Source organism: Acinetobacter sp. PFS20 (genome assembly GCF_052261015.1).
Taxonomy (GTDB): Bacteria; Pseudomonadota; Gammaproteobacteria; order Pseudomonadales; family Moraxellaceae; genus Acinetobacter.
The window spans coordinates 2987151-3001973 of sequence record NZ_JBPVZE010000001.1; the positions used below are offsets into that span (position 1 = coordinate 2987151).

The 14823-nt window shown below is 39.9% G+C and carries 14 protein-coding genes and 1 pseudogene; 8 read left to right on the plus strand and 7 right to left on the minus strand.

What is annotated here, in order from left to right; genetic code table 11:
* Window positions 1-22 precede the first annotated feature (22 nt).
* The 3 genes from ACS125_RS14020 to ACS125_RS14030 all read left to right on the plus strand — a co-directional run bounded on the left by ACS125_RS14020 (window position 23) and on the right by ACS125_RS14030 (window position 2853).
* Window positions 23-1021, plus strand: a complete 999-nt coding sequence (locus ACS125_RS14020; RefSeq protein WP_443272808.1) for an NADP-dependent oxidoreductase — start codon at window positions 23-25, stop codon at window positions 1019-1021.
* A gap of 100 nt (window positions 1022-1121) precedes the next feature.
* Window positions 1122-1691, plus strand: a complete 570-nt coding sequence (locus tag ACS125_RS14025; protein ID WP_000113716.1) for a TetR/AcrR family transcriptional regulator — start codon at window positions 1122-1124, stop codon at window positions 1689-1691.
* Between the two features lie 142 nt (window positions 1692-1833).
* Window positions 1834-2853 carry an MBL fold metallo-hydrolase gene (locus tag ACS125_RS14030; RefSeq protein ID WP_443272811.1) on the plus strand — a complete coding sequence of 340 codons (1020 nt, stop codon included), beginning with the start codon at window positions 1834-1836 and terminating at the stop codon, window positions 2851-2853.
* A gap of 57 nt (window positions 2854-2910) precedes the next feature.
* On the opposite strand, the gene ACS125_RS14035 is transcribed toward ACS125_RS14030, so the two are convergent.
* Entirely contained in the window at window positions 2911-3279 is a 369-nt protein-coding gene (locus ACS125_RS14035; protein ID WP_443273987.1) for a hypothetical protein, read from the minus strand.
* A gap of 383 nt (window positions 3280-3662) precedes the next feature.
* On the opposite strand from ACS125_RS14035, the gene ACS125_RS14040 reads away from it, so the two are divergent.
* Together ACS125_RS14040 and ACS125_RS14045 are read left to right on the plus strand one after the other, a co-directional pair.
* On the plus strand, window positions 3663-4211 hold the full coding sequence (locus ACS125_RS14040; RefSeq protein WP_003651943.1) for an RrF2 family transcriptional regulator: 549 nt from the start codon (window positions 3663-3665) through the stop codon (window positions 4209-4211).
* A gap of 158 nt (window positions 4212-4369) precedes the next feature.
* Window positions 4370-5575 carry an NAD(P)/FAD-dependent oxidoreductase gene (locus tag ACS125_RS14045; RefSeq protein ID WP_443272813.1) on the plus strand — a complete coding sequence of 402 codons (1206 nt, stop codon included), beginning with the start codon at window positions 4370-4372 and terminating at the stop codon, window positions 5573-5575.
* A gap of 89 nt (window positions 5576-5664) precedes the next feature.
* Here the strand turns inward: ACS125_RS14045 and ACS125_RS14050 are convergent, their stop codons facing one another.
* Window positions 5665-6357, minus strand: coding sequence for a type 1 glutamine amidotransferase domain-containing protein (locus ACS125_RS14050; RefSeq protein WP_443272816.1), 693 nt, complete (start codon window positions 6355-6357; stop codon window positions 5665-5667).
* Window positions 6358-6512: 155 nt separating this feature from the next.
* On the opposite strand from ACS125_RS14050, the gene ACS125_RS14055 reads away from it, so the two are divergent.
* Both ACS125_RS14055 and ACS125_RS14060 read left to right on the plus strand, forming a co-directional pair.
* Window positions 6513-6929 carry a MerR family transcriptional regulator gene (locus ACS125_RS14055; protein WP_443272818.1) on the plus strand — a complete coding sequence of 139 codons (417 nt, stop codon included), beginning with the start codon at window positions 6513-6515 and terminating at the stop codon, window positions 6927-6929.
* A gap of 76 nt (window positions 6930-7005) precedes the next feature.
* The gene (locus ACS125_RS14060; protein ID WP_443272820.1) at window positions 7006-7812 is read left to right on the plus strand and encodes a type 1 glutamine amidotransferase domain-containing protein; all 807 of its coding nucleotides are present in this window, start codon (window positions 7006-7008) and stop codon (window positions 7810-7812) included.
* Window positions 7813-7877: 65 nt separating this feature from the next.
* On the opposite strand, the pseudogene ACS125_RS14065 reads toward ACS125_RS14060, so the two are convergent.
* The 4 genes and pseudogenes from ACS125_RS14065 to ACS125_RS14080 form a co-directional block, all read right to left on the minus strand.
* Window positions 7878-8453, minus strand: a pseudogene (locus ACS125_RS14065) (dihydrofolate reductase family protein).
* Between the two features lie 202 nt (window positions 8454-8655).
* Window positions 8656-9723, minus strand: a complete 1068-nt coding sequence (locus ACS125_RS14070) for a saccharopine dehydrogenase family protein (RefSeq protein WP_443272822.1) — start codon at window positions 9721-9723, stop codon at window positions 8656-8658.
* 15 nt (window positions 9724-9738) lie between these two features.
* Window positions 9739-10977: an NADH:flavin oxidoreductase/NADH oxidase family protein gene (locus tag ACS125_RS14075; protein WP_443272824.1), complete on the minus strand. Its 1239-nt coding sequence runs from the start codon at window positions 10975-10977 to the stop codon at window positions 9739-9741.
* Window positions 10978-11137: 160 nt separating this feature from the next.
* Window positions 11138-11968 carry an alpha/beta fold hydrolase gene (locus tag ACS125_RS14080; RefSeq protein WP_443272826.1) on the minus strand — a complete coding sequence of 277 codons (831 nt, stop codon included), beginning with the start codon at window positions 11966-11968 and terminating at the stop codon, window positions 11138-11140.
* A 328-nt stretch (window positions 11969-12296) separates the two neighbouring features.
* Here ACS125_RS14080 and ACS125_RS14085 point away from each other — a divergent pair, with 328 nt between their 5' ends.
* The gene (locus tag ACS125_RS14085; RefSeq protein ID WP_004792095.1) at window positions 12297-13193 is read left to right on the plus strand and encodes a hypothetical protein; all 897 of its coding nucleotides are present in this window, start codon (window positions 12297-12299) and stop codon (window positions 13191-13193) included.
* Between the two features lie 53 nt (window positions 13194-13246).
* Here ACS125_RS14085 and ACS125_RS14090 read toward each other — a convergent pair whose 3' ends face one another.
* Window positions 13247-14821 (minus strand): aldehyde dehydrogenase (NADP(+)), encoded by a 1575-nt coding sequence (locus ACS125_RS14090; RefSeq protein WP_443272828.1) that lies wholly within the window; start codon window positions 14819-14821, stop codon window positions 13247-13249.
* Window positions 14822-14823: the final 2 nt, after the last annotated feature.

Below are 14823 nucleotides of genomic sequence, written 5' to 3' on the forward strand. Positions count from 1 at the left end.
TTAAAAAGAATAGAGGTTTCAAATGAAAGCAGCTTATATAACCCGCTACGGCAATATTAGTGATGTGCAGGTCGATGAACAGCCTAAACCATCTTTGTCAGAAAATGCGGTACTTGTTAAAGTTCATGCAGCCAGTATTAACCCTCTCGACATACGAGTTTTAGATGGTGATTTTAAGGCAATTCTGCCCGTCCCATTTCCTTTCATCTTAGGCAATGATTTTGCAGGTACAGTCGTAGAAGTAGGCTCGAAGGTTTCTCAGTTTAAAGTTGGAGATGAAGTCTATGCCAAGACCGATCTGAATGGTGCTTTTGCAGACTATACGGTCGTTCAAGAGTCTTCACTGGCGCTTAAACCGCAAAATATTTCGATGGAACAGGCAGCGGCTCTACCTTTAGTTGCCTTAACTTCATGGCAAGCGCTGGTTGAAATTGCAAAAGTTAAAGCTGGTCAAAAAGTGCTTATTCATGCAGGCTCAGGTGGTGTAGGTTCAATTGCAATTCAACTTGCCAAGTCTCTTGGCGCTACAGTTGCAACCACAACCAGTGGCAAAAACAGTAGTTGGGTGAAAGAGCTAGGCGCCGACATCATTATTGACTATAAAACAATGGACTTTGAGCAAGAGCTTAAAGACTATGACGTGGTTTTAGATACGCAAGGTGGAAAAACCTTAGAAAAATCGTTGAATGTACTTAAACGCGGTGGACGTCTTATTAGTATTTCAGGGCCACCTGACCATGCTTTTGCAGAGGCAATTAATCCGAACTGGTTCCTAAAATGTGTCATCCCGATGTTAAGCTGGTCAATTCGACATAAAGCAAAAAAACGCGGCATTACTTATACATTTTTATTTATGCAGCCCAATGGTCAACAGCTCTCAAAAATTACTGAACTGGTAGAAGCTAGAAAAATTAAACCTGTGGTTGACCAGACCTATGGCTTTGTTCAAATCAAAGAAGCGCTTCAATATGTGAATACTGGCAGATCAAAAGGGAAAGTCGTTCTACAATTTGACTCGTAATATTTTTTTCATCTTATTGTTAAGCTTTTATGCAAAATATGATTGCTCTCTCATTATCTTCATGTATGATTGAGTAATCACTCAATTAATGTAATTATATATGGCTCGTCCACGTAGTGAAGATAAACGTAATGCAATTTTAAGCGCTGCTATTGAAACATTAGCAGAGCTTGGCGAACGTGCGTCTACCTCAAAAATTGCAAAAGTTGCTGGCGTGGCAGAAGGTACTTTATTTACCTATTTTAGTAATAAAGAAGAACTGCTGAATCAGTTATATCTTTCATTAAAGGCCGAACTGCGTCAGGTCATGATGCTTAGTTACCCGACTAATGCTGACCTACAAACACAAATGTCACATATCTGGCAAAGCTATTTGGACTGGAGTTTAGAAGCTCCCCTTAAGCGTAAAGTGATGGCGCAGCTTTCGACCTCGGAACAAATTACTGAGCAAAGCAAACAAATTGGTATGCAAACCTTTTGTGACCTCACCCAAAACATTCAAGAACGTATTAACGATGGCAAATTAAGAGATTATCCACCGTTATTTATTGCTTCGATTTTAGGTGCGCTTGCCGAAGTTACTCTTAATTTTATTGCCCAAGACCCTTCTCAAGCCGAACGTTATCGTAAATCTGGCTTTGAAGCGTTTTGGCATGCAGTTTCAATATAGATAAAAGTTAAGGATGCGCGGCGTCCTTATTTTTAAAGCAATTAATGAGTGAGTAAATACTCATTTAATTAAATTAAAATAAGTACTTAGCCCCAAGTTCTTATTTGCATATATAGGTTTGTTCCAATAAAGGAAAAACAAGATGACTATTTCAAACACAACAGACTTGCCTTCTCCCTTAATGCCATCTCAGCAGCAAAATGGCAAATTTAGAAATACGCGTCCGAACCAACACAAGCCTTCTTTTGGTAAAACACTTCAACTTATGTGGAAGTTTTTATTTAACAAACCAAAAGACACAGTACCGAATAAAGAGATTCCAGTTTTAAGTTTGTCAAAAGAACAGCTTTTAAGTGCGCCTGACCGCTCTCTATTTCGTTTAGGGCACTCAACCATTTTGTTAAAACTGCAAAATGAGTTTTGGTTAACCGACCCTGTTTTCTCAGATCGTGCTTCACCTTTTCAGTGGATTGGCCCAAAACGTTTCCACCAACCACCGATTAGTATCGCAGACTTACCGCCGATTAAAGGCGTGATTTTGTCGCATAACCACTACGACCACCTCGACTATCATGCTGTCATGCAACTTAACGATAAAGTTGAACATTTCTTAACACCGCTTGGTGTGGGTGATACGCTCATTAAATGGGGAATTCCAGCGGAAAAGGTTCAACAACTTGATTGGTGGGATACTACCCATGTGGATGGACTAAAATTGGTTGCTACCCCTGCCCATCACTTTTCAGGCCGCGGCATGGGCGATAGCAATGCGACGCTTTGGGCTTCATGGGTGATTATTGATAGTGACTTACGTGTATTTTTCAGCGGTGACACAGGCTATTTCGATGGGTTTAAAGAGATTGGACATCGTTATGGTCCGTTTGATTTGACCATGTTAGAAACGGGCGCTTACGACCCTGAATGGCCAGATGTTCACATGCAACCAGAGCAAACCTTACAAGCACATATCGATTTAAAAGGTCGTCATTTGTTGCCTGTACACAACGGTACTTTTGATTTGGCACTTCATGCTTGGGATGATCCGTTTGAACGTATTGTTGGTTTGGCACATGAAAATAATTTAGCCATTAGTACACCGCAAATGGGAGAACTCTTGAATCTTAATGAACCAAATGTCGAAAATTATTGGTGGCGTTCGTAAGTTTGAAGAAATTATTTGGAGAGTAAAAGAATGCTTTTGCTCTCCAATCTTAAAATTTTAACTTGTCTTATGTGCCTTCCAAGGAAACTTAATTGTGCACAAAACAAAAACCAGAAATAAAAATTGGGAAATATACATATAGTTGAGCAAGTCTCGGCCCACTTTTAATGTAATCCAAGTGTTGTGAATGACATCACTAAATATAATGAGAAAAGTTAGAATTAAGCCGATACGGGGTCTATAAAATAGAAGAATTGCTGCAAGTGGATCAATAAACGTCAAAGATGTCCAATAAATACAGGTAAATAATGGTGCATTGTTATAGTCCCAAAACAAACCGTGCACGAGAACTGTTTGTAAATGGTTGAACCCTGCACCGATAAGACAAAGTGCGTAAATACATCTAATAATAAATTCAGTTTTCAAAACAACTCTCTTATTCATTCATCGTGCTATGTAAAAAATATTTTTATTCAGATAAAGCTATACAATATTTTAATTGAAACAATCTACATAAATATAATTTAAAAGACTCTATAAATAAATGATAAATGTCTAGCCCCTTCCTCTATCTTACTTATAAGTTGTGAACTATTTGATTAAACATCTATTAGACATCCGTACGATTAAAAGAAATCAATAAAATATTTTTATTTATTAAAATTTAAATTATTCAATTAGATATATTCATAACCAAAACTTTGACAGCATTTATTTAAAACTAGGACTAACTCTATCTTAGTTTTATTATTGACTTAAAACACAGACTACATTAGTCTGTGTTTGTAATTGATCAATTATGAAATTAAATGGCTTATATCACTAGTAGCGTCGAGTATGCGATTCACTGTCTTCTTTTTCTTGTGAACAATGAAGATAAACCTTTGAGTAGTAAGGATCTTGCTGAATTACAAGGAGTCTCTCCAAGTTTTATGGCCAAGATTTTTCCTAAACTTGAAAAGGCAGGTCTCGTTATTGCTCAAGAAGGTGTTCGTGGTGGGTATTTACTCGCTCGATCCGCTCATGAAATCAGTTTTTTAGATATCGTGAATGCAATCGAAGGTGAAAAACCGCTTTTTGAGTGTCAAGAAGTTCGTGGTAAATGTGCGGTCTTTAATCATGCTCCGCCAGATTGGGCAACCAGTGGTGTGTGTGCAGTGCATGCCGTCATGCTACAGGCCGAAAAAGCCATGCGAGACGCTTTAGGTGCTCATACACTTGGTGATATTGCTGACCGTTTTGGCCGTTATGCACCCGACGTATTTTTTAGTGATGTAAATGGCTGGATTAATGAACGCATCGAAGGAAGAACAGCAAAAATGCGGAAAAACAAAATCTCACGGGATACACCAGACTAAATGAGCTTATAGGGCTTCATGCCCTAATGTAAAACTCCCCTAATCGTTTTAAACGCCTTCTCAGATTTTTCGGACAATCAGAGAAAGGATTCGCTCACCCTAAATTTTGTGATGAGTTGGAATGTGTTGTCCGAAAAATCGATCAAAAGGATAATCAAATGAGTAAGCGTATTATTATTGCAGGTTCTGGCTTTGCTGGTTTATGGGCTGCACTCGCTGCACAAAGAGCAATTCACTTAGCGTCGCAAGAACAAAATATTGAAGTGTTAATGGTTTCCCCTAGCCCGAATGTTGATATTCGTCCTCGTCTTTATGAAGCTGTGCTTGAAAACATGAACCCTGATATTTCAGAGTTATTAAGCGTGGTTGGGGTTAAATTTCTGGCAGGTTGGGTAAATAAAATTGACTCAAATCAACAGACAATTGACGTTTCAACCACCGATGGCAACAAACAAACTTTAAGCTATGACCGTTTTATTCTCGCAACCGGAAGTACGACGTTTATGCCGTCTATATCGGGTCTTACCGAATATGGCTTTAGCGTAAGCACTCTAGAAGATGCCGAAAAACTAGACCAACATCTTAAAAACTTAGCCAGTAAACCTGCAAATGCAGCGCGTAATACGGTGGTCGTTGCAGGTGGTGGTCTTACTGGGTTAGAAACCGTTACTGAAATGCCTGAACGTCTGCGTAGCATTTTAGGTGAAACTAATGTCCGTGTAGTTTTAGTTGATTCCTCAACAGAAATTGGCGCGGCGATGGGTGACCAAGCTGCTACCGTTATTCGAGAAGCTCTTAGCGAGCTTGGTGTGGAAGGTAAAGCTGGGCTACGAGTTACAGCACTAGATGCATCAGGGGTAACACTTTCTAATGGCGAAAGAATTCAAACAAAAACCGTGATCTGGACTGCGGGCATGCGAGCCAACCCACTCACCTCTCAAATTACTGGTGAAAAAGATAATTTAGGACGTATTTTAGGGGATTCTTATTTACATGCACCTGAAGCAAAAAATATTTTTGTGACGGGCGACACTGTAAAAGTTCCAACCGATGATTTAGGTAACTTTAACGTGATGTCTTGCCAACATGCCATGAGTCTAGGTCGTGTAGCGGGTTACAACGCTGCGGCAGAATTGGTTGATTTACCACTTCATTCCTACAGTCAACCGAAGTATGTGACGTGTGTTGATTTAGGTCCGTGGGGCGCACTTTATAGCGAAGGTTGGGATCGCCAGGTTCAATTTGTGCGTGATGAAGCTAAAAAAATTAAACAAGAAATTAATACCGTCTGGATTTATCCACCAGCCGCAGACCGCGAAGCAGTTTTTGCAATAGCTAACCCTGATTTTGTGATTGTTCCTTAATATTAGTTTTCTACAACAACTACTTATTTAGATACCCTAAAAGCAAAGCCGTTGCTGGTTTTGCTTTTAGGTTTTTTTGAGTCATTAAATTATGACTTTTCTAACTCTTCTATTATCGCTAAAGCTGTTTTTTTAGCAGAAAACGGGTTCTGTCCTGTAATTAAATTGCCGTCTTGAACTACATGTGGTGCAAATGGAATAAAGGCCTTATCATAATGTGCCCCATATTCTTTAGCTAACTCTTCAGCATTGTATGGGACTTTTTTTGCAACACCCGCCAAAACTTCCTCACTCCAAGCAAAGCCAGTTAACTTTTTGTCTTTTATCAGTCGTTCGCCATTTGAAAGTCGTACATTGAGCAAGCCGCAATACCCATGGCAAACACTCGAAACAATGCCACCCTTTTCATAAATATTTTTGGTGATTTCTTGCAGTTCAGGATTATCTAAAAAATCCCACATGACACCGTGACCGCCTGTGTAATAAATCACATCATAATCTTGCCAATTAATATCGGAAGGCTTAAAAGTATTGGCTAATAAAGTCATAAAAGCTTGATCATCTTCTCTCGCTTTTACAGACTTGTCAGAAACCAAAGCTCCTAATGATTTTGGTTCAATCGGAGTTTTTCCGCCATTTGGACTGACAATGTCTTGCACATAACCTTGCTTTTCAAATTCATCATAGGCATGAGTGAGCTCGCCTAGCCACAGCCCTGTTGGTTCATCGATATCTTTATAGCGTGAAACATTGGTCACGACATGTAATATACGTTTAGACATTTCATCACCTCATTGTTCATATTTATAATTCTTTCTTTCATCTATCAAAGCATAGAAAGCTGTTACTGAAAGTGTGCGCTTAGTAAAGTTATGAACCTTGCTTTTACATGACTATAAGTCTAAAGTTAACTTGAATGTCAATAGAGTATGTGGCTATGAATATTAGCGAGTTATCTAAACTAAGCGGTTTAAGTACCCCTACAATTCGTTACTACGAGCAAATCAAACTCTTGCCTAAAGCCAAAAGAAAATCGAATGGCTATCGTGAATATACCGACAACGATTTAAAGCAACTTTCTTTAATTCAGCAAGCCCAACAAGTTGGATTTTCTTTAGCAGAAATTAAAGCCTTTTTGCCTTCAAAAGTTGCTACTTGGGACCATGATGCACTCATTCAAACGCTTGAATCCAAAATTCAGGAAATAGAACTTTTAGAACAAAAACTAAAAGTGAGTAAGCAAAATTTACGAACCATGGTTGAAGCTATTAATAACAAACCAGATGAAATTACTTGCGAAGAAAATGCAGAACGACTCATGAACCTCTATTACGACAAAGCAAAGACATCGTAATTTCTTAGAGACCTATTGACCTTAAAGTACACTTTAAACATATGATGGATCACAGGTAATAGATGAGGAGCCTGTGATGTTTAAAGTTTGGGATTTTCAGCGTTGGTTAACCATTATTTTTGCTATTTTTTTGACTGCCAATGTGGCTCATGCCGCAGAGTCAGATAAAGCTCAAAGCCTTAACAAAGCAAAGGGAAAAATTTTAGTCGTGATGACCAATCACTCAGCTTACCCTTTCCGTTCGGATAAAACAGGACTTTGGCTGACTGAACTCACTCATTTTTACGATGTCGCTTTGGCTGCTGGCTATGACATGGATTTTGTAAGTCCTTTAGGCGGTCATGTTCCTCTGGATGAACGTAGCTTAAAGTCTATTTATTTAGACAAATCGGCACAAGATCACTTAGCCGACCCAGCATTTATGCAAAGGTTAAAATCAACATTAGCTCCAAATATGATTAATCCTTCGCAGTACAAAGCCATTTACTATACTGGTGGACACGGCACCATGTGGGATTTCCCAACCAATAAAGCTCTACAAAATATTAGTGAACAGATCTATCGCCAAGGAGGGATCGTTTCAGCAGTATGTCACGGCGTGGGTGGTTTATTACCTTTGCAGGATGAAAATGGCAAACCTTTAATTGCAGATAGAACCGTTACGGGTTTCGCAAATATTGAAGAAACGCTGTCGGGTATTAAGTCTCAAGTTCCTTTTTCACTACAAAATGGGCTCATTGAACGTGGAGCAAAATATAAACAAGCATTTGTTCCATTTACCTCATATGTAGTTTCGGACGATAGAATTATTACGGGACAAAACCCACAGTCGAGTAAGGAAATTGCCGAGGCAGTTGTTAAGCGTTTAAGTAACATTCAATAAATCTAAAAAGACGAATTACAGAATAGGGCTGTAATTCGTCTTTTTCATATAAATACTATAAAAAATCAGCCGATCTTTTGATAGTTAAGACCAATTGCACCTGAAGCAAACGTTTTATTTTCAATAAGTTTAAGATTAGTCTTTTCTTGAATACCTTGGAATAGTAGCAAGCCACTACCAATCAGCACAGGCGAAACCGTAATTTTGTATTCATCAATTAAACCAAGTTGCATCAGATAATGCGCAAAGCGAGGACTCCCCAGAATTACCATATCCTTGCCCTGCTTCTGTTTAAGTTTATTAATTTCTTCTTCGACATGGTCTTTCACCAGTCTAGAGTTATTCCATTCAACTTTATCTAGGGTTGTAGAAAAAACGATTTTCTCTGTTTTTTCAATCCACTCAGCATGATTTCGTTCGTGCTCCGAAGCTTCTGGGTTTGAAAGCATGGTTGGCCAGTAATTATGCATCATTTGGTAAGTTGCACGCCCCCAAATCACAGTATCAGCAGTACTCAAAACTTCTTTGGCATGATTTGCTAAATCGGCGTCGTAAGCAATCCAGCCTATGTCCATTGCCCCATTTGGACCTTACACAAAACTATCTAGCGATGCATGTAGAAATAGTATGAGTTTTCTCACTATTCTCATTCCTTTGTTATGAAAAATATTTATCGCTTTTTAGTATATTCAATTTGAATTATTTCTTATGGAGTGTTTTGTTTGCTGTTTTTCTTTCATCTATATAAAGCTGTATTTACTTGAAATATTTAAAAATAACCCGAACATGAATGACTCCTTGTTCGGGACTATTTATAAACATGCTGTTTTAATAAAGGCTTTATTAAGTAATGACCAGCGGACCAGAACCCGGCAGCTCGGTCACTAGCTTATAACCTATTAGTTTTGCAGGTGTATATGTACCGCCTTTAACGGTATTTTTGAGTAAATAATTCACCACAGTCAGAGAGCCATTTACGGTAAGGCTATACGCATTTTCTGTTTGGATACGGGCAGTTTTTATTTCCCCACGCATATTTCTTGCCTCACCCCAAACATAGGTAGGTACTTTCGCGCGAAGTTCCTCATTTGGTCCCACAACCGTTTTTTCAATACGCGACTTAATAAACTTCTGCACAGCATTGATTTTTAATACTGGGCGTAAATAGTTCATCATTTTCGCACCAAAAATCATTTTGGGAAATGCGGGTACAAACACTTCAATGTTTGGAATACCTGTTGTATAGAAAGCTGTAGATACGTCACCCCACGGAACACTCATGGCACTTTTTTTACCGTCCCCAAAATCAATAGTTCGGACGTAGTGCGCCAATGGAACTGTAGTAATTTTTCCGTTTTTACGAATTTTTCCACCCTCTGCCATACCTTCTGTACTGGTTTTGGCAGTACCCGGTGAAAGTCCTGTTCTTGAGTCGAAACCAAGTGCTAAATGAGTCGCATCTGGCAGTGCTTCTTTCAAGGCAGCTGCCACACAGTCTGTCGGTATCACATCGAAACCAACACCCGGACAAAGCACGATATCGGCTTTTTCGGCTTGGCTGTTAAGTGACTGCGCTAATTCAAATACCGCAATTTCACCAGTAATATCGAGATAGTGAGCACCTGCTTTTATACAAGCTTCCATCATGGGTTTCGAGGTCGCTGAAAATGGTCCTGCGCAGTGCATGACCAATTTAAAGCCTTGGATTTGCTCACTTACTGCATCTACGCTATCAAGTCCAAAAGCTTTATAGTTGAGTCCCAACTCTTGAGCGAGTGTTTCAACCTTGGCTTTGTTACGACCAGCCAAAGTTGGTTTTAGACCTTGGCGTACAGCTTCACGAGCGATTAACTCGCCCGTGTAGCCATTTGCTCCATAAATTATCCAGTTTGAATCATTCGGATTTGTCATAACACAACTCACTTATTAAGAAGCAAATGTATAGTCACGCATGCCTTTTTTGTATTGGCGGGTACGGCATGACATCGCTGATTGTTGCAAAATTAAAGCCCAAGCTGGTGAAACATTTGGTTTTGTTTTTTTGCCAGAACTTAAATTACGTAACTGGAATTTGACCACAGCCATATTCGCAAGTGAAGCTAGTGTTTTATTCTTCCAAGTAATTGGTTTTAGCTCTGGTGTGACATTGTGGCCTTGTTTCCAAGCATTTGGCAAATTAGGTTCAATTGCTAGTGCTGTGGCAATACCGACCATATCTACACCACTTTCAACCACTTGCTCTGCTACCTGCTTACGACGTATGCCACCTGTTACCATAACAGGCATTTTGGCAACTTTACGAATCTCTTGTGCAAACTCTAAAAAGTAAGCTTCACGGGCAAGTGTTCGGCCATCACGTGCTTGACCCTGCATTGCTGGCGCTTCGTAACTACCGCCTGAAAGCTCTACCAAATCGACTGCATGCTCATTTAACATTTTAACCACTTGTTGAGCGTCTTCAGCACTAAACCCGCCACGCTGGAAATCGGCTGAATTTAGTTTTACCGCCACAGTAAATTCAGGTGAAACCACTTTACGAACTGCATCCACAATTTCAATTAAGATACGAGCGCGATTTTCTAAGGAACCACCCCATTGATCTTGGCGTTTATTACTCAGTGGAGAAAGAAACTGGCTTAATAAATAACCATGTGCTGCATGAATTTCTACGCCAGTAAATCCTGCTTTTTCACCTAACCTCGCAGTGTTTGCAAAACGCTGAATCACCTCTGCAATCATAGATTCAGTCATTTCGATTGGTATATTAAAACGATCTGACATTTTTCCTAAATCTAAAGCAACAGCAGAAGGTGCCCATGTTTGTTGCCCTAAATTTGACTGCATTTGACGACCAGGATGGTTGATTTGAAGCCAAACCTGAGCGCCTTTTGAACGGCCAATTTGTGCCCATTTTTTGAAAGTATCTAGATGCTTTTCATCTTCCAGCACGACACCGCCCGGTCCAGTCATTGCGCGGCGATCTACCATTACATTTCCGGTAATGATTAAACCTACGCCACCATTTGCCCAAGCTTGATATAAACGCATTAATTCTTCTGATGGTGCATGGTTTAAATCAGCCATGTTTTCTTCCATTGCAGCTTTAGCAATACGGTTAGGAACATTTGAGCCATTTGGAAATACTAATTTTTCGAACACTTTCATTGGAATGACCTCATTCAATATGGCTTTACTTTAAGATTAAAGCTAACTTTAATGTCAATACCTTTTAGTATTTCTATATTTAATATTTTGAATTTATTAATTTTTTATATAAAAAAAGAGGCACTCATTAGGCCTCTTTTTTAAAGTTTAAAGCTTTAAATTATTCGCGAATAAATGCCAATAAGTCAGCGTTAATCACATCATGGTTAACGGTTAACATGCCATGAGAAAAACCTGGATAGATTTTGAGTTGGCTATTTTGAAGTAACTCAGCAGATTTCACGCCAGAAGTTTTATAAGGCACGATCTGATCATCGTCACCATGCAACACCAAAACAGGAACCGTGATTTTCTTTAAATCTTCAGTAAAGTCAGTTTGTGAGAATGCCACAATACCGTCGTAATGTGCTTTTGCACTGCCTGTCATGCCTTGGCGCCACCAGTTAGAAATGATGCCTTCAGATGGCTTCGCATCAGGTCGGTTAAAACCATAAAACGGACCTGATGGAAGGTCACGGAAAAATTGCGCGCGGTTTGTAAGAACTTGATTTTGCAGGTCATCAAAAACTTCTTTTGGTAACCCTTCTGGATTATTTTCAGTTTTAACCATAAGCGGCGGTACTGCGCTGACAAGCACAGCCTTTTTAACGTTTTCTTGGCCATGACGCGCAATGTAGTGAGCTACTTCACCACCACCCGTTGAGTGACCAATATGAATTGCATTTTTAATGTTCAGATGTTTAACCACTTCTGCGACATCATCTGCATAGTGGTCCATATCATGACCATCCCACACTTGACTTGAACGCCCATGCCCACGTCTGTCATGAGCAACTACACGAAAACCTTCTTTAAGGAAAAAAAGCAACTGTGTATCCCAATCATCTGAACTTAAAGGCCAACCATGATGAAAAAATAAAACTTGGGCATCGCGTGGTCCCCAGTCCTTATAAAAAATTTCTACACCGTCTTTTGTTGTTACATATCCCATCTTTGTTCTCCTGCTGAAAACTGTTTATAGATTCGTTATAAAAGTTTGAATATTTATACTAAGCTTGAAGTTAACTTTAAGGTCAATCATCTTAAATCATATTTTAAGAATAAAATTTATATGAAGACTCTACTCAACTTTGTATCTTTTTAATCTTGAATTGTTTTTATTTTATTTCTTCTAAATGTCAAAGATTTGACATATCAAAATTAAAGCCTTGACCTTAAAGCTAGCTTTAATCTTATAGTGCCCACATTGGCTATTAATTAACATGCTGGATATGGACAACAGTAGCTACTCGGTCATTAAATATTAAAGGTGAACTCTCATGAATATAAAACAACAGTTTACTGAGGTTGAGTTTGGGCAACAAAAAGTCAAAGTACCCAAAGATGGTTATTACGACCGTTTTAGAATGAACCCTGATCTAAACGAAGTCGCTCAAGACCCTGCTGCGGGCAACATCGATTTTTTCCGCCATATTCCTAAAAAAATTGTAGAGTCACGTGTAGGTCCTGTCTGGGCACCTAACTTTTATTATCGTAGTGCAAATGTACAGCTTTTAATGCTTGCTCCAATTAAGCTCATTAAGGCAAAACTTCCTGCGGCTTTAACTCCATTACAACCATTTCCGGGTTATGGGTTGGTCGCTGTTACGTTCTTTACCTATTCAGTTTGTGATAACGACCCTTATAACGAAGTGTCGATTGCGATTGTTGTACGTCAACCTAATGCTCGTGGACCACATATTGCAGAGTTGATGAAATCGATGCGTCAACGTCATTTTTATGCGCATGTTTTAGCTTTACCTGTCGATACGGAAATTGCCAGAGTTCGTGGTGTATATGGTTACCAACTTCCAAAATGGCTGACTAAAATTGATGTCAACATTAGTTCAAAAGAAGTTCAAGCGAAAATTTTCGATGTTAATGGAAAATTAGATTTAAGCTTGAAAACCTTAGTACCGACTTTAAAACATGTCGCTTCTGAAACACATATCAACAAAGCCACTATGTTACATGTTGTTGATGGGAAATGGCATCAAACAGAAGTTCAGTCCAACATTCTTTCTTTCGCGCAAAAGCTTTTTCCAAAGAATGTTCAACTCGAGAAAAATGAAGGGCCTTTAACTACATTGCTAAATGAGCTAGGTGCCTCAAGAATTCTCCGCTTAGATGTTATTGAAGATGCTCAAGTCGTGCTTAATTTGCCTACTCCGCTATAGATTTATTTTTAGGATATGAAAAGAGACCAACTAGTGGTCTCTTTTTTATTTTATTAGATCGCTTCTTTGGTCATCTCACCATTGACCAGTCTTAAAATCTGCAATGGGTTGCTGTCTTTTAAGGCTTCCGGCAATAAACTTTGCGGGTAGTTTTGGTAACAGACTGGGCGTAAATAACGGTCAATTGCTAAAGTTCCAACAGAGGTGCCTCTTGCATCAGAAGTCGCTGGGTATGGTCCGCCGTGTACCATCGCATCACACACTTCAACACCCGTTGGGTAGCCATTGATGAGTAATCGGCCTGCTTTTTCCTCTAGCACAGGAACCACATCTGCAAACTCGGTTAAGTCTGCTTCATCGGCAATTAAAGTTGCAGTGAGCTGACCATTCATGCTTTGTAAAGCTTGAAGAAGTTGGGCTTTATCTTCAACTTCAATTACCACTGTCGCTGGCCCAAAGATTTCTTCTTGCAGAAGCTGATCACCTGCAAGTAATAGCTCCACATCAGCTTTAAATAGTTGTGGCTGTGCCTGATTGCCTTGCTGGGTTTGACCTGCCAAGTGTTTAATACCTTGATGCTGGGTTAAATGCTCAAGACCTGCTGCATAGCTGGTTAAAGTACCTGCATTCAACATGGTTTGTGCAGGTTTACCACCCATAATTTCGGTTAGGTTACTAATGAGCTGGCTAAATTCAGCTGATTTAATACCTAAAATTAAACCCGGGTTGGTACAGAACTGACCACAGCCTAAAACAACTGAGTCGGCCAAGTCCTGCGCAATTTTATCGCCACGGTTTTTCAAGGCTTCGGGCAGCATCAGCATCGGGTTGATACTGCTCATTTCAGCAAACACTGGAATCGGTTGTGGACGGGCTGCGGCCATGTCACATAAAGCTCTGCCACCGCGAAGAGAACCAGTAAAACCCACAGCCTGAATTAAAGGATGCTTAACCAGTGGTTCACCCACACCATTACCATAGATCATGTTAAATACACCTTTAGGCATATTTGATTTTTCTACGGCACGTTCAATTGCCTGAGCCACAAAGTCTGCTGTCGCCATGTGACCACTATGCGCTTTCACCACTACAGAGCAGCCTGCGGCGAGTGCCGAAGCAGTATCGCCACCCGCAGTTGAAAAAGCGAGTGGAAAGTTACTTGCCCCAAAGACTGCCACAGGGCCAACACCGATTTTAATCTGGCGTAGGTCTGGACGAGGTAAAGGCTGGCGCTCAGGCAAAGCTGTATCAATACGTGCACTTAAAAAGTCACCACGGCGCAACACTTTAGCAAACAGGCGCATTTGCCCACTGGTACGGCCCCGTTCACCTTGCAAGCGTGCAAGTGGCAAAGCGGTTTCTTGCGAAATAGTCTCTAGAAAATCGGTGCCCAAGGCATCGAGCTCATCGGCAATATTTTCTAAAAAAACAGCACGCTGTTCAGGAGACGTATGGCGGTAAGTCTTAAACGCTTGACTTGCAGCTTCACAGGCTTGATTCACCTCTTGCTCAGTTGCATGGTGAAACTCATAAGGCAAAGCCTCGCCAGTTGTTGCATTCACACTTTTTAATAAAGTTGTACTTTGTGCACTACGTGAACCGCCAATAAAGTTGTGTCCAATGACCATTT